The sequence below is a fragment of the Mycobacterium sp. genome (assembly GCF_049281135.1).
In the GTDB taxonomy this organism is placed as follows: domain Bacteria; phylum Actinomycetota; class Actinomycetes; order Mycobacteriales; family Mycobacteriaceae; genus Mycobacterium.
In genome coordinates this window covers 1-21436 of the sequence record NZ_JBAPRN010000306.1, presented here as the reverse complement: position 1 = coordinate 21436, position 21436 = coordinate 1, and the positions used below count along the sequence as shown (strand labels likewise).

Here is a 21436-nt window from a genome sequence, read left to right as displayed (position 1 = left end):
TCCTCGATGTCGGAGAAGGCGATCACGACGTCGCCATCCGCCGTCAGGCGTGCGAGGTCGGGACGTTCGACCTGCGCCCAGCCAGCCAGATCTTCGATCGAGTTACGGACTGTGGCGCCAATGCCTTTGGTGATCAGCGAGTCGGCTGTCCGCCATGCCGTCCTGAGCGCGAACGGTGCGAGCCCGGGGCGCCGTCGCCGCCGGGCAATCCTGGGTTGGCGAGCGCGCTCCAGTTCGGAACGAGTTTCCTTCAGCTGATGTCGTGACACGGTGAGCACCACGCCAAGTGCAATGATCCCGCCGAGTTCGACGACTGCGATGCCGCTCGCCAGCAGGGTCGCGTTCATGGGTAGTCCGCTACCGCGAACGGTGTTGTCACGGGTCGATTATGACCGTCGACGTCACGCGAGTAGCGAGCCGATGGCGTTGACGTGCAACTCCTATGGGAGTCAAAGCTGAGCCCTGGGTCATTCATGGGCTCCCTAACTAGGTGAACAGAGTGATCCCGCGAGCGCGTAAGCGCAGTCCGATGCGGCTGAGTAGAGCTTCAAGGCAGGATGTGAGGTGTGAGTTGGTCGAGGTACGAGGGAAAGGCGCCCGCGGAGAGAACTCTCACCGGAGCCGCACGAGACGCAGAGCTCGAAGACTTTATCCGTCTGCAGAATCCGCATCTCACCGATGTCCGTGTGGAACGGGCAACTGCTACGGGGGACGAAGACAGCAATCGTCAGTGGTACAGCGTCACCTACTTGGCGGATGATGGCGAAGGCCATCGCGCCGACAAGTGAGAAGAAGAACCCGCCCCTGGTCAGCCCTTCTCCGACCAACGGAAAACCGTAAGGCAGGCGACCAATCCGCCGATAGTCCATGCGCTCAGCACAAAAAATATGTGCCAGTGCTCCCAATTGCCGGCTGGTTCGAACGCGGCCATCTTGGACGGCAGCAGCACCGAGCGGAAGCCTTGCGCCATCCACTTGACTGGAAAGATGGAGCCGACGACCAACATCCACGCCGGCAGCACGATGAGCGGCACGTAGGTGCCCGACACGAACTGTAAGCCGACCGCCGGTCCGTTGGTGACGACAGCGGCGGCGACCGCGTTGCTGGCCAGATTGCTGATGAAGATCCCAAGCAGCGAGCAGCTGACGATCCCCAGAAGGAACACCCAAGTCAGCGTGAGCCAGCCGAAAACTGTTGTAGGCAAATGCAGATCGAAAAACAGTATGCCCACCGTCAAAAGAATGACGGCCTCGGCAAGACTGACGATGGCGACAAGGCAAATCTTGCCGATGAAATACGACAGCGCGGTGGTTGGTGTCCCACGCAGACGCCGTAATGCGCCGGTGTCGCGGTCGGCGGCAATGCTGATGCCCAGGTTGATGAACGACGTCGAGAGAATCCCGTACGCGAGCATGCTGGCTGCGATCACGGCGCCGGTGCTGGTTTCGGTGTGGGGCAGTTTGGTGGAGAAGATCGAACCTAGCAGGATGCAGATGACCGCCGGTAGCGAAAATGTCAGCACCATTTGCTCCGGTCGGCGGTAGAACATCTTGAGCTCGGGTAGAACTCGCGACAAGCCGATACGCAGCGAGGACGGAAGTGGTGGCCGTGACTCCGCCAGCCGGCGTTCACGCGGCGCGGCGCTGGCCAGGTGGTCGGTTCCCGTCACTTCATCCCGATCAATCGGAGGTAGGCGTCCTCGAGGGTGGGGCGAGAGACCGTCAGGTCAGTCAACTCCGTACAGGCCATCGACCGTTCCCTGATCAGCTCAGTCGGGTGATCGGTTTCCACTGTGTGGATTTCGCCGTCTGCTCTCCACCGGACGGTCGCGGCCGAGCTGACATACCGGATCAGATTCGGTGGCGAGTCGACCGCCACCACCCGTCCGTCGGCGATGACCGCGACACGGTCGGCCAGCGCTGCCGCTTCCTCGAGATAGTGGGTGGTCAGCAGGATCGTCGTGCCGCCACGGGCCAGCAGTCGGATGAGGTCCCAAAAGCGTAGTCTCGCTTCGGGATCAAACCCAGTCGTCGGTTCGTCGAGAAACAGCAGTGTCGGCAGATTGATGATGCCGAGAGCGACGTCGAGGCGACGACGCTGGCCCCCTGACAGCGTCCGCACTTTCGACTCGGATACCGAACCGAGTCCGACGAGTGCGAGTACCTCCTCGGGGGCGCGCACCGCCGCATAGCATTTGGCGAACATTCGCACGGTTTCGGCGACTGTCAGCATTCCGGCGTCGCTGACTTCTTGGAGCACGATGCCGATCTTGGCGCGCCATTGCCTGCCCGCGACTCCAGGGTCTTCGCCTAACACGTTCACATGTCCTGAATCACGCTTTCGGTGACCTTCGAGAATCTCGATCGTCGTCGATTTGCCTGCACCGTTGGGCCCGAGGATCGCAAAGACTTCGCCGTATCCGACATCGAGGTTCAGCTCCCGCACAGCGTGTAGTTGTCCGTAGGATTTCGACAAACTCCGAACCTGCACGGCGGAACTCACGAGTGCGCTCCGCCGTGTTTCTCGAGTTCAGTCAACACTTCCCGTAGCTCCGCCTCGGACAGTTGTTCAATCAAGCGGTCGACGTCCTCGTCAGTGGTGTCGATCTCCGCCGTTTCCTCGGTGACCGCCGCAGGGCCGGCGTCGGTCAGGTGAAGGTCGGTGAGGATTCTGATGGCCAGCGAAGTGACACTTACGCCCCGGAGTAGCTCGAGCAGCGGCAGATCTATCGCGAACATCGCTTTGATCCTGAGCCTGAATTCCATGGCCATCAAGGAGTCCAGACCGATGTCATCGAGGGCGTCGTCGAGTCCGATATCGGCGACCCCGAGCTCGAACACAGCCGCCGCGATCTGTTGGACATGGCCGGCGACGATGTCGAGCCGTTCTGAGGGAGGACGTGCCGAGAGGAAATCCAGTATCGACGAGTCCGGATCGCCTGCGTCGGCAGAAGTCTCGGCTGTGCCCAACTCGGCGAACATGGGTGGCAGCTGACCGCCGAAACCGGCGTGCCGGGCCCGCGCCCAGTCGGCACCGATCGCGATGACGTTGGGAATCTTTTGGTTGATGAGACGATCAAGGATTCGGGTGCCGGCCGCGGGCGTGATGAGCTCGATCCCCCGCTGCGCGTAAATTTTTTCCAGCTTCAGTTCTTCGACCATCCCCACCGACCATGGGCCCCAACCGATTGTTAGAGCGGGCAGACCCTGGGCTTGTCGGTAATGCGCGAACGTATCGAGGAACGCGTTGGCGGCGGCGTAGTTCCCTTGCCCGGGAGACGCGATGACTGATCCTGCCGACCCGAACATCACGAAGAATTCCAGATCGACTCCGTGAAAGACGTTGTGCAAGACACGGGCGCCCTCGATCTTCGGCGCCATGACTGCGGTGAAGTCGCCTTCGGTCATGTTCACCAGAAGCCGGTCGTCGACAGATCCCGCGGCGTGGATGATTCCGCGCACCGACCGGCCGCCGTCTCGAGCATGACTCGTCAGCCAGGCTCTGACCTGGTCGGTATCGGTGATGTCGACACTGGCCGTGGTTACTCGGGCACCGAGCCGCTCAATCTTGCGGATCATGTCAACGGTCGCCTGATGAAGGTGGTCGTCAGGCAGCTGAGACCATTGCTCTCGCGGCGGGACCTCCCGCCGCGACAGCAGTGCAATATGACGTGCTCCGCGTTCGGCCAGGTAGGTAGCCACGATGCGGCCGAGGGCCCCTGTTCCGCCGGTAACGACGTAGGTCGCGTTGGGAGTGAGTTTGGTTGGGAAGGCCTGCGTCAGGCTCGTGCTCGCGCGGAGACGCGGGATGTACATCGTGCGGCCCCGGATGGCGATCTGATCCTCGGGATCCTCAGAGAGAATGTGCTCGCAGATGCGTGATGCGGTCTCCGTGTGGTCGTCGGCGTCGTCGATGTCGATTAATCCGCCCCATCGGTTGACGAACTCTTGGTGGCCGACGACGCGCCCGAGCCCCCAAACCGTGGCCTGTTCGGTGGCGAGTCTTTCAGTGCCGCATACGGGTTGCGCGTTGGCCGTGATCACGTAAAGCCTCGGCGCCACGGTGTCGTGTTCTGCGAAGGCTTGGGCGAGATGCAGGATTGTGAAAGCGCCGAGATGATCGTTCATGTCACCTGACGCCGCGCCGTGACGGCCGTCGGATCCGGCGCACATGTCCAGCGGCCAGCAGTTGATGATGCCGGCGAGATCACCTTCGTTTTCGAGGTGAGTTTGAATCAACTGGTTGAGTTGCTTGGGCCGTTGGGGGTTCAGCGCGTACCCACCGTCAATCTTCGTCAGCGCGGTGACGGGTTGGTGCAGGACTACCCGTACGCGGTGGCCGCTGCGGCGCAATCGGTCGGCCACTGTTGTCCCGATGCCATCGCCGTCGAGGAAGATCAACCAGGACAGGTTGTCTGACAACGCTGCTTTCTCAACCCGATCGGTCTGGATCTTGGTATGCGCGATCCACTGAATCTCGTAGAGCCCTTTGTCCACCCGTTCGGGCGACATACTCGATGAAGCACTCAGCGATTGCAGCGTGAAACCGGTGAATACGGCCAGTGAGCTCCCGTCGTCGCCGAAGAGTGTTATGTCGCTTTCGATCTCGTCCTTGGTGGCCGACACCACCGAGATCTGCGCGGTCATGTGTCGTTCAGGCACACGGTAGATGGCGCTGCGCCGGATTCGAGTGGGAAGATAGGCGCCGTCGTCTGCCTGGCGTCCGAGAAGGGTTGTCCCGATCAGAGTTTGGAAGGCACCGTCGATGAGGGCCGGGTGGAATCGGTATTGATCGATATCGTCGGCAATCTGCTTGGGGATCACGATATCGGCGGTAGCCCAACCGTCTCCTGACGTGATGCCGGCGATGGTCTGGAAGGCTGCACCGTAGGTGAAGCCGACGGCTTGTGCTCTGGTATAGAACTCGTCGCGATCAATGGTGGTGATGGGCTTTGCTTGACGAGGCGTCTTGACTCGGTCAGGAAACGGCGCCAAGGTGTTGAGTTCTGCAGTCGCCGTTATCGTCCATTTGACGTCACCTCCTGTCGTGGCCGTGAACGCGGCGAACTCCAGGGTTCCCGTGTCGCGGTTGAGGGTGGTCCGCAGGATGGGATCGCAGGTTTCGTCCAGGATGACTGCGCGCAGAAGTACCAGGTTGTCGACGCTGTAATCAATCGACCCATAGGTGGCTTTAGCTGCCGCCAAGGCCATTTCGATGTATACCGCGCCGGGTACCAGAGTGCTCCCCCGCACCTCATGATCTGCCAGGAAGGGCACGGAGGCGGCACTCAACTCGGCTTCCCAGGTCGGATGAACCCCACTCACCGGCTGCCCCAGCAATGGATGCACAGGGTTGTAATGGAGGTCCTCTGCAGCTTCCTGAGTCTCGTTCCAGTAGCGCTTGGATTGCCACGGGTACAAAGGAAGTTTGAGAAGTCGCGCGGCTTGCCGAGGGTAGAGCGCATCCCAGGAGATCGAATGGCCGTGGCAATGCAGCGCGCCAACGCAATTCATCAGCGTACGACCGTCGTCCTCGTTACGCCGCTGGGTCGCCAAGACGACGGCTTCGGTTTCATGAGACGCGGCTATGTCGAAAAGTGATGCGGCGAGGACGGGATGCGGGCCCAGCTCGACAAAGTGAGCATATCCGTCATCCAGCATGCGATGGATCGCAGGCTCGAAAAGGACTGTGGCGCGAGTGTTCTGCCACCAATACGCGGTGCCGTCGCCAATTCCGTCCAAACGTTCGCCCGTGACGGTGGAATACAGCGGGATTGTCGCCGCGCCGATCTCCAGTTCCTCGAACGCGCTGACCAGGTCGCCTTTGATGGCGTCCATGTAATGGGTGTGATACGGGACGTTTCCGTCGAGGAACCTGTTGAAGATCTGCAGGTCGTTGAGTTGACCGGCGATATCGTCGAGGACGTCGCTGTCGCCGGCGACGGTCACGGTCGACGGGCCGTTGATCGCGGCTATCGATGCTCGCTCTCCGATTACATCGCGCGTTTTGGTGTCGATCTTCTCCATGAACGATTCGGCGCTGAGGCCAACCGCGAGCATGCGGCCCAGTCCACTGGTGCGTTGCTGCAGGCGGCTTCGGTGGTAAACGACATGAATCGCTTGCTCGAACGTGAGGACTCCGGCGAGATAATGGGCGGCTACTTCGCCGGCGCTGTGGCCGATCACCGCGTCCGGGGTGATCCCGTAATGCTTCAACTGCTCGGCCAGCGCGACCTGAATAGCGAAGTTGGCGGGCTGCGCGACCTCTGTTTCGGCCATCCTCGAACGGGTTTCGTTGGCCCGGAGTTCCTCGACCAGCGACCAGTTCGTGTAGCGGAACAACTCGCGATCGCTGCGCAGAATGCTGTCGGTGAACACGGGATACACATCGAGCAGGTCGCGGCACATCTTCCACCACTGTGGGCCCATGCCGGTACAGACAAATGCCAGCTTGGGTGTGGTCGGGCTGGTGCGGGTCGCAGAGATCTGCACGCCGTCAGCGAGGGCCTTGAGCTGTTCTCGCGCATCGGTGATGCTGGCCGCGACGAGGGTTCGGCGATAGTTCAAATGAGTTCGGCGCCGACTGAGCGTGTAGCCAAGATCGAGCAGTCTGAGGTCAGAGTGGGCATCCACATGCTCGGCCAGCTGAACGGCCGTGGCGACGAGCGCTTCCTCGGTGCGCGCCGAGATCGGCAAGACCGCAATGGGCAGTAGCTGAGAATGGTTCGCGCCGTTGGCGCCGAGCGGGGCGGGGGGCTCCGCGAGCACCACGTGGGCGTTGGTGCCGCCGAAGCCGAAAGAGTTGACGCCCGCCACCCGCCGCGTGCAGTCAGGGAACGGGCGACCGGACTGGGGAATATCGATACTCAACTCCCCCAGCGGAATCTGATCGCTTGGGTTGTGCAGATGCAGGTTCGCCGGAATGTAGCCATGTTTGAGTACCAACGCAGCTTTGATCAGTCCGGCGACGCCCGCGCCGGCCTCGAGATGGCCGATGTTCGTTTTGACCGACCCGATGACGAGCGGGTTGGTCGGCGCACGTTCAGAGGCGAGTGCGTTGGCGAGAGCCCGGACCTCGACTGGGTCGCCGACCGGGGTACCCGTGCCGTGCGCTTCCACGTAACCGACTTCGTTCGGTTGCACCCCGGCCCGCCGTAACGCCGTGGTGATGGCTGCTTCTTGGGCCTCAGCGCTTGGCACGGTGATGCCGTCGGTGTGTCCGTCCTGGGATACCGCTGAGCCGAGGATCTGCGCGTAGATGGCATCACCGTCGCGCAGCGCCTGAGCCAGGGGTTTGATCACGACGACAGCACCACCTTCGCCACGTGCGTAGCCGTCAGCGGACTGGTCGAAGGCCTTGCACCGCCCGTCGGGTGCGAGAAAGCCACTCTTGGATTCCGCGATCGCCGTGTTGGGTCCGATCATGATGTTGACGCCACCAGCGAGCGCCAGGTCGCATTCGCCGTTCCAGATGCTCTGCGCGGCAAGGTGCACCGCGACCAGCGAGCTCGAGCATGCAGTATCGACGGTCATGCTGGGTCCGCGGAAGTCAAAGGCGAACGAGATCCGGTTCGCCAGCATCGTCATCATCATCCCGGTAGCGGAATGGGCTTTGAACCGGTAACGGCTTGTACGGCCTTGGTTTTGGAGAAGCTGATAGTCGAGGGTGAAGCCGCCCACAAAAACCCCGACGTCAGTGCCGGCGACACTGTCGGCGGATATCCCCCCATCTTCCAGTGCTTCCCATGTGGTCCGCAACAAGAGGCGCTGCTGGGGATCGATCAAGTTGGCCTCGCGAGGTGAGATGCCGAAGAACTGAGGATCGAATTGATCGATCTCGCTGAGGAACCCGCCTCGTCGGGTCGCCATCTTGCCGACCTTGTTCGGGTTCGGATCATAGTATTTTGCCGCATTCCAGCGTGTTTCGGGAACGACGCAGGTGGCGTCGGTTTCACTACGCAGTAGATCCCAGTAGCGGTCCGGGGTGACTGCGCCGCCGGGAAAGTGGCAGCCGATCCCGACGATCGCGAGTGGCTTGTTGGTGCCTTGTTCGGCGAGGGTGTTCAACTTATCGACCTAACCACCAGTGATTCATCAATGCCCGGACCGCCGGTCAGAGTGGATGTGTTTCCTGCTCAACTGAATTCGAGTTCAGGAGCGGTTCGCACAATCCACTCCTCGCTGAGCGGGTCGCGGTCTTGCTCCTGACGGTAGGTGGATCGGAGTTCTCGGAGAAAGGAGTCTCGTTGCCACGCCTGTACCTGCCGCATGACGTCGTCGTCGGAAAATTCGCGACACTTATCGGTGAGTATCGTTTCGATCAGCTGGCCCGCCAGCTGACGGAGCATCCGCACGTTTGCATCGAATTGTGCCGCGAAGTCAGACGCTTTCCCCATCATCGCGGTGTGCAGCGTCACCATGAAGTTGTGTCGCGAGTACAGATCGACGAATTGCGACGAGGGGCGGGCGTTGTCCACCGAGGCCCACTCTCGGAAGAACCGCTGCAACCGGTTGCTCAGTTCGATAAGGCCTTCCAGATGCGGAACCACCCCGGGGTCGTCGGCGACACTCACGAAACGGTCGTTGCTGTACATCAGGCCTATGAAGCCCCAATAGAACGCGATGTCCCAGATCACCTTCGCCGTCATAACAGCCGGCGAGCCCATCAGTTTGTACTGGTTGCAGTAGATGTTGAGCCACATCTCGGTGAGCGACCGGAACAGCGAGTCGTTTATGCCCGACCGTGCGGCGACATTCTCGCCGTCGAGTTCGCGGGTGATCAGGTCGGCGATGAGGCCGTTGCCGATCGCGACGAGGTCCAGCCCCGATGAGTACAACGGGTCGAGGAAGACTCCTGCGTCGCCGGTGAGGCACCATCGGCTCTGTGCGTCATAGACTTTCGTGGCGCCGTGGCTGTACTTCTTCATCACCCGGAAGTCTTTGACCAGGTGTTCGCGCTGTGCCAGGACGGCAGCGCATTGCGGTTCGTGTTCGGCAAGCCACGCCCGGGCTTTAACGAGTGTGTTGAAATCGCTGAACGGATGGAAGGCGGGATCGGCGACAATGCCGACGCTGGTGGCTCCGGATGCGAGTCGGATCAACCACACCCAGTAGCCCTCGCCCATCAGGTGATTGGTGGACATCGCCCGGTCGCCTTCGACGAGGCGTGCCTGCCAACCCGGGTCGTCGCTCCATTGGCCGATGTCGATTTCGGTCGCAACCCGCAGCCAGACCGCGTTGCAGTGATGTTCGTTGCTTCGTTTGAGGTTCAACTGGCGTGGCAGCGCCCGGTTTCGGCCAGAAGCGTCTACCACCCAACGGGCCGAGGTGGAACTGGTGGTTTCGCCGTGCTGAACAAGAACGGTGTGGGGTTGGTCGCCGATGCCGAGTTCGACAGATGTGACTCGGCCAGAAGTGATTTCGACACCTTCCGACAGACAGCGTCGATTAAGCTCGTTCTCCAGCCTGGCTCGGTCAATTTGGTAGGTCACCTGTGGAGTGAATGAGGAGCTGCCAAGTTCCATCCGCTGAGCGATATCGGCATTTCCATCGTGCGAAAAGAACATTCGCAGCCCCATTTTGCGGAGCTGCGAGGTGTTCAGGTGGTCGGCCAACTCGAGGCGGTCCCGCAGGTACTGCGCGGCGATCTCGACTGTTGATTCGCCGACGGTGTGGGTGATCTCTGGTATCGGGTGAGCGTGCGGCTCGACAACGAGGACTCGCGTCTCCGGTCTAGTGCGGCGAAGCTCAAGTGCCAGGGTGAGCGCGGCGACGCCCCCGCCGATGATGGCCACATCGTGATCCGACTGGGCGGTGTCGCCCTCCAACAGACGAATCTTGATCTTTTGCGCCAGCGCTGCCCGCGCCTCCGGGCTCAGTTGCGACAGCTGCGCGTGCACTTCCACAAGTCCCTCCCGCTGTTCGGATAGGACAGTTACTTAACATTTAAGAAGCTACACTAATCCGGGTCTCTGGCAAGCGGAGAAGCGAAGACTCAGGCGAACCCCAAGGACATAAGCCATGCCCGCAGCAACTGCTGTCCATTTCTTCCTGGAACTGGCCGTCATTCTCATTGCGTGCCGTCTCGTGGGTCTGGCGTCACAGCGCCTCGGCCAGCCACAAGTCGTCGGTGAGATGGTTGCGGGCGTCCTACTCGGTCCCTCGTTGTTGGGTCGGGTCGCCCCCGACGTCCAGCACCACCTTTTTCCGGCAGGGCCGCCGAACGTCGTGCTGTTCACCGCGGCGCAGATCGGCTTGGTCCTCTACATGTTCCTGATCGGACTCAACTTCGATGTCAACCTCATCAAACATCGGGTCGGCACCGCGGTCGCGGTCTCCGCGGCAGGCATCCTCACGCCGCTGGCGCTGGGTGCGGTGATCGCTGCGCCTCTACTCGCGAGCGGAATCTACTTCGACAAGAGTGTCACGCTCACGATGGCGATGATGTTCCTGGGTGCGTCAATCGCGACGACGGCATTTCCCATGCTGGCTCGAATCATCTACGAAAGAGGGCTTTCCGGAACGCCTTTGGGAACGCTCGCATTGGCGTGCGGCGCAACCGATGATGCGCTGTCGTGGTGCATTCTTGCAGCGGTACTCGCAATACACCGTGGCAGCGTCGCCGTCGCGGCTACCGCAATCATTGGCGGAGTCGTGTATACATTGCTGCTCTTGACAATTGGGCGCAGACTTTTGCGCGGCCTCGGGGCCGTGTCCGAACGTGACAACGCGATCACCGCACCGGTGCTGAGTACAGTTTTGATCCTGCTGATGGCCTGCGCCTGGCTTACTGACACCGTCGGCATCTATGCGATCTTCGGCGCTTTCATCCTTGGTGTCGCCATGCCTTCCGGTTCCTTCGCACGGCGCCTGAGCGCCAATCTCGAGCCGCTCGTCACCACATTTCTGCTGCCGCTGTTCTTCGTCTATTCGGGGCTCAATACGCAGATCGGCTTGTTGAACAGCGCGAAGCTGTGGACAGTAACGCTCGGAATTCTCGTCGTGTCGATTGCGGGCAAAGGAATCGCATGCACGCTGGCGGCGCGGCTGAGAAGGGTCCCATTGCGCGAGTCCGTCGCACTGGGCTCGTTGATGAACGCACGCGGACTCATCGAACTCATCCTTCTCAACATCGGACTCCAGGCCGGCATCATCACACCGACGCTCTTCACCATCCTTGTTCTGGTCGCTGTCGTCACCACACTCATGGCCACGCCGATGTTCGATTGGGTCTACGGACGGCATCGCGAGAGTCCTGAAAACGTTCCGCCGGAACCTGTCCGCGAGGGGGCCGTTTCTCCCGCTGCGACCTGAAATCAGCCCGGCCTCAGCAGTTCAAGCCGTTGCGAGTCCGCTGCTACTCGGAGTCACTGACGGCTTCGAGGCGCTCGTTCACCCGAGCCAGCGCCTCGTCGAAAACGTTTACCTTTTCAGCGCGCTTTTCGTTGGCCGGCTGGGTTGCCCCCCGGGCGCCTTCGGCCTCCACTCGCGCCGCACCCTGGCGGCGCAGCAAGCTGAAGTTCTTCTCACGTGCTTGCCTGAGCCGGCTCTGCAGATCTTTCAACGACTTCGCGTCCATGCGTGCCACTGCGTCGGGATGAGCCTCGGCGATCAACGAGTTTTCCTGCGGGGTCAGGTTCACGTGGTGGTTGCTCACCTTTGATTCATAGCCCGGGCCGGCCACACTGTTCAACAAATCGCCGGAAGGCATCTCGAACCGTCACGCCGCGGCCATCTCGAATTCACACCTACCGACGGCAGCCTTCGCACCGCCTGCGGTACGCCTAGTCCGTGAGACTGCTACGGGCGGCCGCCAAGTAGTCCTCGATCAGCCGTCCGTGCTGCGCGGTTGGCCACGCCAGGCGCACTTCGCTGGGTGCGACGTCGGTCAACACCATCCATGTGACGTCGGCGCGCTGGTAGTACGTGGCCACCGACTGTGGCACGACGCTGAAACCCTCACCCGCAGCGACCCATTCGAGTTTCTCCTCGACGCTGCGCGCCTGACGGGCGGTGACAAGCGGCGTGCTGTTCAGGGCCGCCCATTCCGGGACTGCATCCGGATGCTGTAACAGGCGCTCACCAACCAACTCGTGCACGCTGACGTGGTCGCGGCCGGCGAGCCGATGGGCCACCGGGACCACCGCGACCTGCGGCTCGGTGAACAACAGACAACTGGACAAAGCGGTGAGGTCAATGGGCATGCGGACGTGGCCGATGTCGACCCGCCCGTCACGAAGCACCCGCACCTGATCCGTCCAGTCGGTGCGTAGGACGTCGACGGTCACCTCCGGGTGTGACGCCGCGAAAGCCCGCGCCGGCTCAGTCACGGTCAGCCCGGGCATGAACCCGATCGTGAATGTCCTGATCGTCCCGCCGAGGCGGCCCACCCGGCGGCGCGTCGCCTGGGCGTCGGCCAGCAGCCCCTGTGCGTCGGTCAGAAGTTGTCGGCCCGCGTCGGTCAACCGGGTGCCCGCCCGGTCTCGCTCGAACAGCTGAGCACCGAGATCGCGTTCCAGCGAACGGATCTGGCGCGTCAGCACCGGCTGCGCGACGTGCAGTCGCTCGGCGGCCCGACGGTAATTCAGCTCCTCGGCCAGGACGACGAAGTAGCGGACCTTGCGCAGATCGAGATCCACCGGGCCTCCCTCCACAACGCTGATACCCGGAGAGTATCGAACGTGCTCACACAGGTCTCAGCGAATCGGATGGACTGTCGTACCGGCCCGCGTTGAGCGGAGTGCAACGGAAAAGGAGCACAACCATGACTGAACCTATGGCTCGACACATACCGGGCGGCATCGCATTCGTTACCGGAGCTAACCGCGGGTTGGGTTCGGCGTTCGTGCAGGCATTGCTCGACCGGGGCGCGGCGAAGGTCTACGCAGCTGCGCGCAATCCGGGCACCGTCGACGTCACCGACGCACGCGTCGTGCCGGTGCAATTGGACATCACGAATTTCGACGACATCGCCATGGCCGCACGTGACTGTGCCGACGTGTCGCTGCTGATCAATAACGCCGGTGCCATGCTGCTGAGCCCGTTTCTGTCCGCTCCGGACATGTCGGCCGCCCGCGCTGAGATGGAGACGAACTATTTCGGCACGCTGGCGATGGCGCGGGCGTTTGCGCCGGTTCTGGGAGCCGCCGGTGGAGGCGGACTTGTCAACGTGCTGTCGGTGGTGAGTTGGTACGCGTCAGCGTTCAACGCCTCCTACTGCGCATCTAAGTCCGCCGAGTGGGCGTTGACCAACGCGCTGCGGGTGGAGTTGCGGAAGCAAGGCACCCTGGTCGTCGGGGTGCACGCGGGGTTCATCGATACCGACATGGCTGCCGCCGTCGACGATCCCAAAATCTCGGCGCAAGAGGTCGCTCGGCAGACGCTCGACGCAATCGAACACGGGCGGCCCGAAGTGTTGACCGACGAGTGGACTCGCCACGTCAAGAACTCCGTCGCCACCGACCAGGACAGCCTTTACCCCGACGTTCAGCGCAGCTGGGATGCCGGTGAATCACCCTGGAAGCACTGATCCAGCCAGCCGTTGAGAGGCGGCAATCGACGCGGCGAATCTGGCCATGGACAGGACTATTTTGCCGTCCATCGAGGTTGGAACAGCGGTTAGCGATGGGCAGTGAGGAGGCAGCGATGACGAACGCATACCAGGCGTCGCTGTTCGACGACGACGACGCCGACACCCCGGCCGTCCACACCCACGCATTCGAATCCTCCACACTTCACCGGCTCGACGAGCACTCGTGGATCACCAATGTGCCCAGGTTCCTCACCGGGCACCGTCGGCTTCTTACCGAACTGGCCACCCTCGACATGTGGGAACAGCGTCAGCGCTGGATGTTCGACCGCCGGGTCGACGAGCCTCGGCTCACCGGTGAATATGTCGACATGAGCGCGGCACCTGCGTTGCTGGCCGAGCTGGCCGGCACGCTCGGCGAGCGTCTCGGGGTGCCGTACGACCGGATCTGGATGAACTGGTACCGGGATAACCACGACGGAACAGGTTGGCACGCGGATCGGCCGGCAAATAAAGCGACGACGGCAGTTGTGCCCGTGCTCAGCCTCGGTGCACCACGCCGGTTCCTGGTCCGCCCGTACGGCGGCGGACCCAGCACGGTATTTACTCCCGCCGGCGGAGACCTCATCATCATGCAAGGCCGTTGTCAGCGGGACTGGCAGCACTGCGTGCCCAAACAGAAAGCACCGGCCGGAGCGAGGATGAGCCTGAACTTCTCGAGCATCACCCAGTCCTGATGCCGGACAGTCGGAAAGGTCAACGATGACTGAGGCTTACGTGCTAGGTGGAGTGCGCACACCGTTCACCCGCTACGGCGGCACATTGTCGGGCATCCGCACCGATGAGCTACTCGGCATGACCATGAAAGGCGCATGCGAGCGAGTCGGAGTGCCTACGGACGCGGTCGAGGACATCGTCGCCGGCTGCGTCAACCCGGCCCACGAGGGGATGGGCGATATCGCCCGTTGGGCCGCACTGGCCGTGGGATTCCCCGACTCCGTCGCGGGGGCGACCCTCAACCGGTACTGCGGCTCCTCGCTCAGTGCCTTGGTCAGCGTCAGCCATTCCATCAAGGCCGGCGATCTTGGCGTCGGGATCGCTTGCGGCGTCGAATCGATGTCGCGGTCCGGATGGGCGTTGATGAAAGGCGAGGCGCCGTTTAGCCCACGAGGCCCGGTACTCATGCTCGACACCATGTGGTCGGGAGCAGGCGGGCCGCCCAACCCGGCGCTGCTGGCGCGCAACGCCTACATCAGCATGATCGAGACTGCGCAAAACGTCGCCGACCGTTACTCGTTGAGCCGTAAGGAGATCGACGCTTTCGCGCTACGGTCCCAGCAGCACGCCAAGGCCGCACGCGACCGCGGCCGGTTCGCCAAAGAAATCATGAGCGTGCCCATCCCCGCGACGAAGAAGACCCCCGCGCGGTTGGCCGAGCACGACGAATTCATCCGCGACGACACCACCGCCGAAACGCTCGCCGCACTGCCCGTGCAACCAGGCACCACCCAGATGACCGCAGCCAACTCCACTCCCCTCACCGACGGAGCCAGCGCCGTCGTCGTCGCCTCCGGCGAGAGAGCAACCGACCTTGGGGTTGAGCCACTGGCCCGGGTGGTGTCCAGCGCCGTCTACGGGATCGATCCACTCGTCATGGGACTGGCGCCGGCGTGGGCCATCCCGATGGCCATCCGCCGTGCGGGCCTGACCCCTGAACAGATCGACGTTTGGGAAGTCCATGAAGCATTCAGCGCCCAGGCCCTCGGCGTCTTGCGCGAACTGCCAAACCAGCTCGACGGCTTCGTCGTTCCCGACGACAAGCTGACACCGAACGGCGGCGCCGTTGCGATAGGACATCCGTTCGGCGCCACAGGAACCCGCTACGTACTCACCTTGGCTACCGAACTGCATGAGCGCGGCGCGCGCTACGGCGTCATAGGCGTATGCATCGGGTCGGGTCAAGGCGTCGCCGTCGTATTGGAAAACCCCGCTGCTCAGTAGCGGTTCCAGCACCCAATCCGCCCGTCGTCGCCGGTCCGGCCCATCTGTACGACGCGTAATCCGCCGGATAAGTAATGGTCATCCGCGCGTTGACATTGGACGAGAAAATGGCGCGAATCTGTACAAGGATGACGCCATGCGATTCCTTGTCATGCTTGCGGGCTTCACCGCGGTGCTCGGGGTGGCCACGCCGGCGCTGGCCGATCCGGGTAGTTCGGGCCCCGACGCGAGCTTTTTGGCGGCGCTCAACAAGGCCGGCATCACCTACCAGGACCCAACTGTGGCCGTCGCGGTCGGCAAAGAGGCATGCCAACTGATGGACCAGGGCAATCCCCAAGCCGTCGTCATCAACAGCGTGTCGTCGAGCAATCCTGGATTTAACGGCGACGGCGCCGCCCAGTTCACGATGATCGCCGCGAGCGCTTACTGCCCTCAGCACATGGGTCAACCGATCACGCACGCCCCGCCAACTCCGTTACCGCCGCAGCAACAGCCATAGCCGGCAGCCCGCCAGGCGAGGTGGCCGCCGCGACTATTGGCACCAACACGCGCCGCGAGCGAGGGTAGGTCAATGACGACGAGCGAAGACCCGAAGGCCACAAGCGAGGACGCTGAAGCCACCGGCAGAGACACGACGGCCACGGTCGGGGCGCCAGAGGCCGAGCCCGAAAAGCCACAGCCATCAGGCCAGGAACGCAAGCCGAACCGCGGCGTCATGCAATCGCTGACCGCGCTGTGTGTCCGCTATGTCGAACGCCTGATGCCCGACCCGTATCTGTTCGCCGTCATCCTCACCCTGATCGTCGCCGCGTTGGTCGCTGTTTTGGTGAACGGCGCCTCGCCCAGCGGCGTGCTCAAGGCGTGGTATGGCGGTGTCTGGGGATCGCAGAACATCTTCACGTTCGCCTTCCAGATGGTGCTGATCCTCGTGACGGGCTACACGCTCGCCGAGGCGCCGATCCTGAAGCGGGCCATCGTCTCGATCGCCAGCAAGCCGAGCAACCAGGTCCAGGGAGCCCTCCTCTGTTTCGGTGTGAGCGCTGCCCTCTCCCTGCTGAATTGGGGACTCGGGCTGGTCGCCGGTGCGCTGGTCGCCCGGCAGGTCGCGAAGCGCTTTACCGGGGCGCATTTCGGTTACCTCATCGCGGCGGCGTTCATGGGCTTCATCGTCTGGACGCAGGGACTCTCGTCGTCGATTGCGCTGGCGAACACGGACAACGGCAGCCCAATCAACGTGATCCACAAATTGACTGGCATCACGGTGCCACTGAAACTGACGATCTTTGAGCCCTATAGCTGGCTCTCGGTGATCGTCGTGCTGGCGCTGCTCGCGCTCGCGATCTGGCGCATGGAGCCCGCACAAAGCCTTGCGCCCGACGCCGCAGTGTTCGAGGACGAGGACCAGCCCGCGGTTAGGGCTGAGGGCAAGAAAACGTTTGCTGAGTGGCTGGAAAACCTGTGGATTCTGAATGTCCTCGTGTTCGTCGCGGGCATTACCTACTTCTGCATCAGTGGTTTCGCGCTGAACATCTCATCGATGATCATGTTGTTCACGATCACCAGCGCGTTGCTGCACCGCACGCCGATCCGGTTCATCCGGGCATTCACCGGCGCCGCGAAGGTGTCTGGTCCGCTGCTGCTGCAGTATCCGCTGTATGGCGGCCTGGTCGGTTTGCTGGGTTATCTGCCGTCGCACCCGGCTCACGGGGCCAAGCCGTTGCAGACGCTGCTGGCCCAGACGGTCGTGAGCGGCGCGACCCAGTACACGCTGCCGTTCCTGACCTTCATCGGTTCATTGGTCATCAGCCTGTTCGTGCCGTCGGGTGGCGGGCACTGGGCCGTGCAGGGCCCGATCGCGGTCGACGCGGCGCTGGCGGTCGGGCAGCGCTCGCCTGCCTATCTCGGGTTGATCTCCATGTCGGTCGCCGTCGGCGAGGGAGTCGCGAACATGATCCAGCCGTTCTGGTTGCTGCCCCTGCTGGCGATCGCAAAGCTCAATGTCCGTCAGGTGATGGGCTTTACGATCGTCGCATTCGTGATCGGGTTGGTCGTGTTGGGTGCTACCACTCTGATCGCGCCCTACCTGATTTGACGCCGGACGCCACTGAGGCTCAGTGACTTACTCGTACGGCGGAAGCTCACCTTTATGGCGTGGGCAGTAGACGTCCACTGATGCGGTGATGAATCGGATTGCGGTTCTTCTAACCCGGTCGGGGTATAGGTGCAAACGCGGATTTTCGTCATACCCACGGTTCATCTCGTCGTTTATCAAGGCGTCGACCGGGGTGCCGCCATTGGCTGCGTCACAAATTTGATGGGCCCGGGCGACGACACCAGGCACCTCACCGTCGTCGACGGGCGGAATCTGTTCTTGTTCGAGCAGCGCCAGAAACTGATCCTGCTGGTTTGGGTCGGCGCCTGCCGTGCCGGCGCAGACAATTGCGGCGGTCAGCACCACAAAGGCGCTAATCAGAGCGTTTGCCAGGCTGTTGACGCCGGTGCCGTTGGCCAGCTTCCCCATGAGCTGCGAGCTTACGCGGCGGGTCGGCGTACGACCTTACTCGGACCGATGTCGCTGATCTGCTATTTCTCTGGTCGGGCTGACAGTATGTAGATGGCGAGGACCCAGAGGAGAAAACGATGGCCGCAGATGGTCTGAGCAGTCTCGTCGGTTGGTTCGGCGCGTCGCTCGCAATTGCCCTGTCGCTTCCCCAAATCGCGTCCGCCGACACTCCGTCCTGGAACGGCGAGTACGCAATCACGTTCATGGTTGGTCCAAAGGACGGGACGAGCATGGCGGCCGGTGATCCTGAAGGGCAGCACACCGAGACCTATGGGTTCCGCTCGAGCTGCACGAGCGGAAAGTGTGTCGCCACAATCGTTAGCGGCCCTCCGCCCAGCAATCCGACGGTTCCGCAACCGGTTCAGTTCACCTGGGATGGGTCGTCCTGGACGCAAGTCAGCGAGTTCCAGTGGGACTGCATGATGCACGACACCACCATCCAGTGGGCTCCGGCCCGATCCAATGTTCGCTACACGCCCCAAGCCAACGGAACGCTTGCCGGCGTCATGCACACCGACATCTTGAGCGGCCCGTGCCAGGGCTGGATCGAGATGGACATGACCGCCGAGCGCGTCTGAAAGTACGTTGCAGGCCCCGGATATCCGACGCCGAGCGATCGTCGACGGTCATAAGGTCGACTAGCTGCAGGTTCTATGGTCGGGCTGACAGGTTCGAACCTGCGACCACTTGACCGCCATTCAAGTGCGCTACTTTCGCGGGCTTTCGCCAAGACCCGGAATCCGCTGGTAGACACACGTTTTGATGACTCAGCGAAAGTGGGCGAAAGTGGGCGAAAGCGACTCTGGTCTGGGTCAGGATTTGGGTCATACCAGCAAATCTGATCGGATCACCACCGGCTTCCGGCCCGAACACCGTGCGGCGCTGGACTGGCTGAACGAGCACACCGACCCGGCATCCGCTTTTTCGGCGTCGAGATCGAGGCTGTACGTATTGGTGACTCGGCGCCCGCCCCCAACTTCAAACTTGTTGCCCAGCCGAACGACGCCGGACGGCAGTTTTGGCTGGAACCCGTGACGGGGATCAGGACAGCGGTATGTCGAAGTATGTAATTACTTCGGGATCCGGAATTTTGGGAAAACGACTGATCCGAGTTTCTGTAGACAGGTACCCGGGTGATTTCTCTACCGGCCAAGCTGCCATGCAAGTCCCGTAGTTCTTTCGGGCCATCTTGGCAGTGTCAGGCGGAACGGGCACTGCGCAACTGTTCGCAACTACAACGCTGGCGCCCATCGTAATAACTTGTTCGCGAGCGCCGTTGTGTTCCCAGAAAAATCGTCTAATCGGTTCTGAGAAGATTGGAACAAAAATCAAACTAGGCTCATACTCAGCCAAATGCGACACCATTTGAATCGGTCTGCCATGATCTTCGCAGACAAGAATCGCAACACGACCCGCCCTTAAGTCTCGTATTCGGCGTATCGTCCCAGCACACATGCCTTCTAGAATGTCCTTGTTTCCCAGGTGCGAATCCAACTGCCATCGGACAACCATATTCGCGTTCATGTCAAACGGGCTCATCTTGTCCTGTTCCATCACCGTACGCCCGTCCCTAAACAGTAGAACCGCCCTGTTTGGAGGCAATTCGCCTTTTTTAGATAGCCCTATCCCGCCGCTGCCGGCAAGAACCCAACCTGGATTCGCCCGACTATCAGATACAGGTGCTTTGTACGATCTTTGCTGAAGTTTATGTTTCCATAGCTTAAGCAGGTCGTCGCTTAATGCCAGTTCTGGTAAGACTAGGAAATCGGCACCTTTTGAATCAAGTTGTTTCAGCACGCGATCAATCCTCGCGTCCCATCGCGCGAGGACATTGTCTGGCTGGATGCGATAACAGTCGACACCCTTGGCGAACGGCACCGAAGAAATTTGAAGTTCACTGTATGAACCAAGAAACGGCACGCAAGCGATCTTCAGGTCCGCTCTGTCGCGGAGCTGCTCGATCGACATGTCGTCCTGAGGATGAGCCACCGCATAGTCTACTTTTCGTCCTTCGGAGACGAATAGCAGGTGTTCAAATTCATCTAATAAGCGCTCCGGTTGCATTGGTGCGCGGAGTTGCCCGCCCCGCCGGGGCAACACCACGGCCGGAGCAGCCTTACCGCTATCGAGCCGATTTTCCTGCCATAGCCGGTCGCGGTACGGGTCAAGTGCGTCGTGATCGTCACTGGCGAAGGGCTGCAAGCCAGCGAACGCCCGATCTATGCCTAGAAGTAGGGCGAAGGCCTCTTGGCTCGCGCTGTCTGGGTCAATACCACTCTGGAGCGCGGTGATGACAGCCTCTGCCAGCGCGGCGGGAATCTTGCCTCTTGTTAAGACAAGGTCGCGCGCCGTCGTGATCTTGGCATCGAAAGCTTGAGCTGACTTCAAGATTGCGCGCTTCTGGCGGGACGGGCAGGCGTCGTGCCGAGCTAGCAAGGGAAATAGCTGAGCAAACACGTCGCAGGCGTCTACATGCTCGGCAGTTTGAATGCTCGGCGGGAAACTTGACATATACTTGACTCGCCCCCATACTCAAGTTCAGTGAGGTAAACCCTAGCGAGGGCGTAGGTGTGTTGTGAACCTGTTTGAGCAGTATGCAGCTGAGCTCGAAGCGGCCAGTGGTTCGACCGTCGACCAGAAAGCCAGTCTTGAGGAGTTCTTGGGGCGAGCGGACGCCTCGCTGCAGGAGAGCGCCCCGCTTGGCCAAGGCTGGTTCCGAGGGCTAGCTCACCGCTTGACTCGTGCGGTGTCCTATAAGGACGAACCGACACTGCTATCCGCCGAAACAGCCCTACGAAACCTTTACGCCACCTCCAAGGTGGCAAACGGTGGCGAACGCGACGACTCGAACGCGACAGCCTCGATGACCGAAGCCTTCATCCTGGCGGGTCTGGAGATCGCTGGTGCCGGGCTAGCGGCGATCGGCACGGACGTGGGTGCTGACTATGTTGAGGGGAGTGCCCTGCGAAAAGAGTTCTTATCGGTAGTTGCCGGGACGCCAGATATTTCCGGGCGAATCCTGGCGAGCCGGCTCGGCAAAGGAGAAAAGCCGTTAGATGAGGGCCAGCTCAGTCGCGTCGCGAAGGGACTGCACGATCGAGGTCTCGTCGATCGCCGGAAGGTCGGACAGCGGGTGCTTTGGCGGCTGACGCCGCGAGGCAGCCGAGTTTTTGATGTATTGCAGCTGAGTCCAGAGTTCCCTGTCAACACTGAGCTCGTTACCGGTTCTGCTGAAAACTTGACGGAATTGCTAAGCAGCATTGATCTCGAGAACGTTGAAAAACCCGTCCACCTGACAAAAGGTTCTGCGACCTTGACCGCCGTGCCACAACAAGAGGGTTACGT

17 protein-coding genes and 1 pseudogene are annotated in these 21436 nt (G+C 61.6%); 9 read left to right on the top strand and 9 right to left on the bottom strand.

Annotated elements, in window-relative coordinates; all coding sequences use genetic code 11:
- Positions 1 to 347, bottom strand: a pseudogene (locus tag WAN02_RS12515) (adenylate/guanylate cyclase domain-containing protein); the annotation flags it as partial.
- Between the two features lie 219 nt (positions 348 to 566).
- On the opposite strand from WAN02_RS12515, the gene WAN02_RS12510 reads away from it, so the two are divergent.
- A complete protein-coding gene (locus WAN02_RS12510; protein WP_422264491.1) occupies positions 567 to 788 on the top strand; it encodes a hypothetical protein in 222 nt (73 codons plus the stop codon).
- 20 nt (positions 789 to 808) lie between these two features.
- Here WAN02_RS12510 and WAN02_RS12505 read toward each other — a convergent pair whose 3' ends face one another.
- The 4 genes from WAN02_RS12505 to WAN02_RS12490 all read right to left on the bottom strand — a co-directional run bounded on the left by WAN02_RS12505 (position 809) and on the right by WAN02_RS12490 (position 9904).
- Positions 809 to 1651, bottom strand: coding sequence for an ABC transporter permease (locus tag WAN02_RS12505; RefSeq protein WP_422264492.1), 843 nt, complete (start codon positions 1649 to 1651; stop codon positions 809 to 811).
- A gap of 14 nt (positions 1652 to 1665) precedes the next feature.
- Complete coding sequence (locus WAN02_RS12500; protein ID WP_422264490.1) at positions 1666 to 2502, bottom strand: ABC transporter ATP-binding protein; 837 nt, start codon at positions 2500 to 2502, stop codon at positions 1666 to 1668.
- Positions 2499 to 8066, bottom strand: coding sequence for a type I polyketide synthase (locus tag WAN02_RS12495; protein ID WP_422264489.1), 5568 nt, complete (start codon positions 8064 to 8066; stop codon positions 2499 to 2501). Before WAN02_RS12495 ends, WAN02_RS12500 begins: the two co-directional genes overlap by 4 nt.
- A gap of 68 nt (positions 8067 to 8134) precedes the next feature.
- The gene (locus WAN02_RS12490; protein WP_422264488.1) at positions 8135 to 9904 is read right to left on the bottom strand and encodes an NAD(P)/FAD-dependent oxidoreductase; all 1770 of its coding nucleotides are present in this window, start codon (positions 9902 to 9904) and stop codon (positions 8135 to 8137) included.
- A gap of 115 nt (positions 9905 to 10019) precedes the next feature.
- On the opposite strand from WAN02_RS12490, the gene WAN02_RS12485 reads away from it, so the two are divergent.
- On the top strand, positions 10020 to 11312 hold the full coding sequence (locus WAN02_RS12485; RefSeq protein ID WP_422264487.1) for a cation:proton antiporter: 1293 nt from the start codon (positions 10020 to 10022) through the stop codon (positions 11310 to 11312).
- A 43-nt stretch (positions 11313 to 11355) separates the two neighbouring features.
- Here WAN02_RS12485 and WAN02_RS12480 read toward each other — a convergent pair whose 3' ends face one another.
- Both WAN02_RS12480 and WAN02_RS12475 read right to left on the bottom strand, forming a co-directional pair.
- The gene (locus WAN02_RS12480; RefSeq protein WP_422264486.1) at positions 11356 to 11655 is read right to left on the bottom strand and encodes a hypothetical protein; all 300 of its coding nucleotides are present in this window, start codon (positions 11653 to 11655) and stop codon (positions 11356 to 11358) included.
- A 127-nt stretch (positions 11656 to 11782) separates the two neighbouring features.
- Complete coding sequence (locus tag WAN02_RS12475; protein WP_422264485.1) at positions 11783 to 12637, bottom strand: LysR family transcriptional regulator; 855 nt, start codon at positions 12635 to 12637, stop codon at positions 11783 to 11785.
- A 125-nt stretch (positions 12638 to 12762) separates the two neighbouring features.
- Here WAN02_RS12475 and WAN02_RS12470 point away from each other — a divergent pair, with 125 nt between their 5' ends.
- The 5 genes from WAN02_RS12470 to WAN02_RS12450 all read left to right on the top strand — a co-directional run bounded on the left by WAN02_RS12470 (position 12763) and on the right by WAN02_RS12450 (position 17620).
- A complete protein-coding gene (locus WAN02_RS12470; RefSeq protein WP_422264483.1) occupies positions 12763 to 13527 on the top strand; it encodes an SDR family oxidoreductase in 765 nt (254 codons plus the stop codon).
- Positions 13528 to 13643: 116 nt separating this feature from the next.
- Positions 13644 to 14264 (top strand): alpha-ketoglutarate-dependent dioxygenase AlkB, encoded by a 621-nt coding sequence (locus WAN02_RS12465; protein ID WP_422264482.1) that lies wholly within the window; start codon positions 13644 to 13646, stop codon positions 14262 to 14264.
- Between the two features lie 25 nt (positions 14265 to 14289).
- Positions 14290 to 15528: a thiolase family protein gene (locus WAN02_RS12460; protein WP_422264481.1), complete on the top strand. Its 1239-nt coding sequence runs from the start codon at positions 14290 to 14292 to the stop codon at positions 15526 to 15528.
- A 136-nt stretch (positions 15529 to 15664) separates the two neighbouring features.
- On the top strand, positions 15665 to 16027 hold the full coding sequence (locus WAN02_RS12455) for a DUF732 domain-containing protein (protein WP_422264480.1): 363 nt from the start codon (positions 15665 to 15667) through the stop codon (positions 16025 to 16027).
- A 216-nt stretch (positions 16028 to 16243) separates the two neighbouring features.
- Complete coding sequence (locus tag WAN02_RS12450) at positions 16244 to 17620, top strand: TIGR00366 family protein (RefSeq protein WP_422264479.1); 1377 nt, start codon at positions 16244 to 16246, stop codon at positions 17618 to 17620.
- Positions 17621 to 17647: 27 nt separating this feature from the next.
- Here the strand turns inward: WAN02_RS12450 and WAN02_RS12445 are convergent, their stop codons facing one another.
- Positions 17648 to 18049, bottom strand: a complete 402-nt coding sequence (locus WAN02_RS12445; RefSeq protein WP_422264478.1) for a DUF732 domain-containing protein — start codon at positions 18047 to 18049, stop codon at positions 17648 to 17650.
- Between the two features lie 119 nt (positions 18050 to 18168).
- On the opposite strand from WAN02_RS12445, the gene WAN02_RS12440 reads away from it, so the two are divergent.
- On the top strand, positions 18169 to 18669 hold the full coding sequence (locus WAN02_RS12440; RefSeq protein WP_422264477.1) for a hypothetical protein: 501 nt from the start codon (positions 18169 to 18171) through the stop codon (positions 18667 to 18669).
- A gap of 463 nt (positions 18670 to 19132) precedes the next feature.
- On the opposite strand, the gene WAN02_RS12435 is transcribed toward WAN02_RS12440, so the two are convergent.
- Positions 19133 to 20602, bottom strand: coding sequence for a hypothetical protein (locus tag WAN02_RS12435; protein WP_422264476.1), 1470 nt, complete (start codon positions 20600 to 20602; stop codon positions 19133 to 19135).
- A 64-nt stretch (positions 20603 to 20666) separates the two neighbouring features.
- On the opposite strand from WAN02_RS12435, the gene WAN02_RS12430 reads away from it, so the two are divergent.
- On the top strand, positions 20667 to 21436 hold a 770-nt coding region (locus tag WAN02_RS12430), incomplete at its 3' end, for a hypothetical protein (RefSeq protein ID WP_422264475.1).

What these genes read in the sequence shown, in the direction of transcription:
- WAN02_RS12460 (WP_422264481.1), top strand. Translation starts at nt 14,290, where the DNA reads ATGACTGAGGCTTACGTGCTAGGTGGAGTGCGCACACCGTTCACCCGC.
- WAN02_RS12435 (WP_422264476.1), bottom strand. Translation starts at nt 20,602, where the DNA reads ATGTCAAGTTTCCCGCCGAGCATTCAAACTGCCGAGCATGTAGACGCC.
- WAN02_RS12470 (WP_422264483.1), top strand. Translation starts at nt 12,763, where the DNA reads ATGACTGAACCTATGGCTCGACACATACCGGGCGGCATCGCATTCGTT.
- WAN02_RS12445 (WP_422264478.1), bottom strand. Translation starts at nt 18,049, where the DNA reads ATGGGGAAGCTGGCCAACGGCACCGGCGTCAACAGCCTGGCAAACGCT.
- WAN02_RS12465 (WP_422264482.1), top strand. Translation starts at nt 13,644, where the DNA reads ATGACGAACGCATACCAGGCGTCGCTGTTCGACGACGACGACGCCGAC.
- WAN02_RS12450 (WP_422264479.1), top strand. Translation starts at nt 16,244, where the DNA reads ATGCAATCGCTGACCGCGCTGTGTGTCCGCTATGTCGAACGCCTGATG.
- WAN02_RS12455 (WP_422264480.1), top strand. Translation starts at nt 15,665, where the DNA reads ATGCGATTCCTTGTCATGCTTGCGGGCTTCACCGCGGTGCTCGGGGTG.
- WAN02_RS12440 (WP_422264477.1), top strand. Translation starts at nt 18,169, where the DNA reads ATGGCCGCAGATGGTCTGAGCAGTCTCGTCGGTTGGTTCGGCGCGTCG.
- WAN02_RS12485 (WP_422264487.1), top strand. Translation starts at nt 10,020, where the DNA reads ATGCCCGCAGCAACTGCTGTCCATTTCTTCCTGGAACTGGCCGTCATT.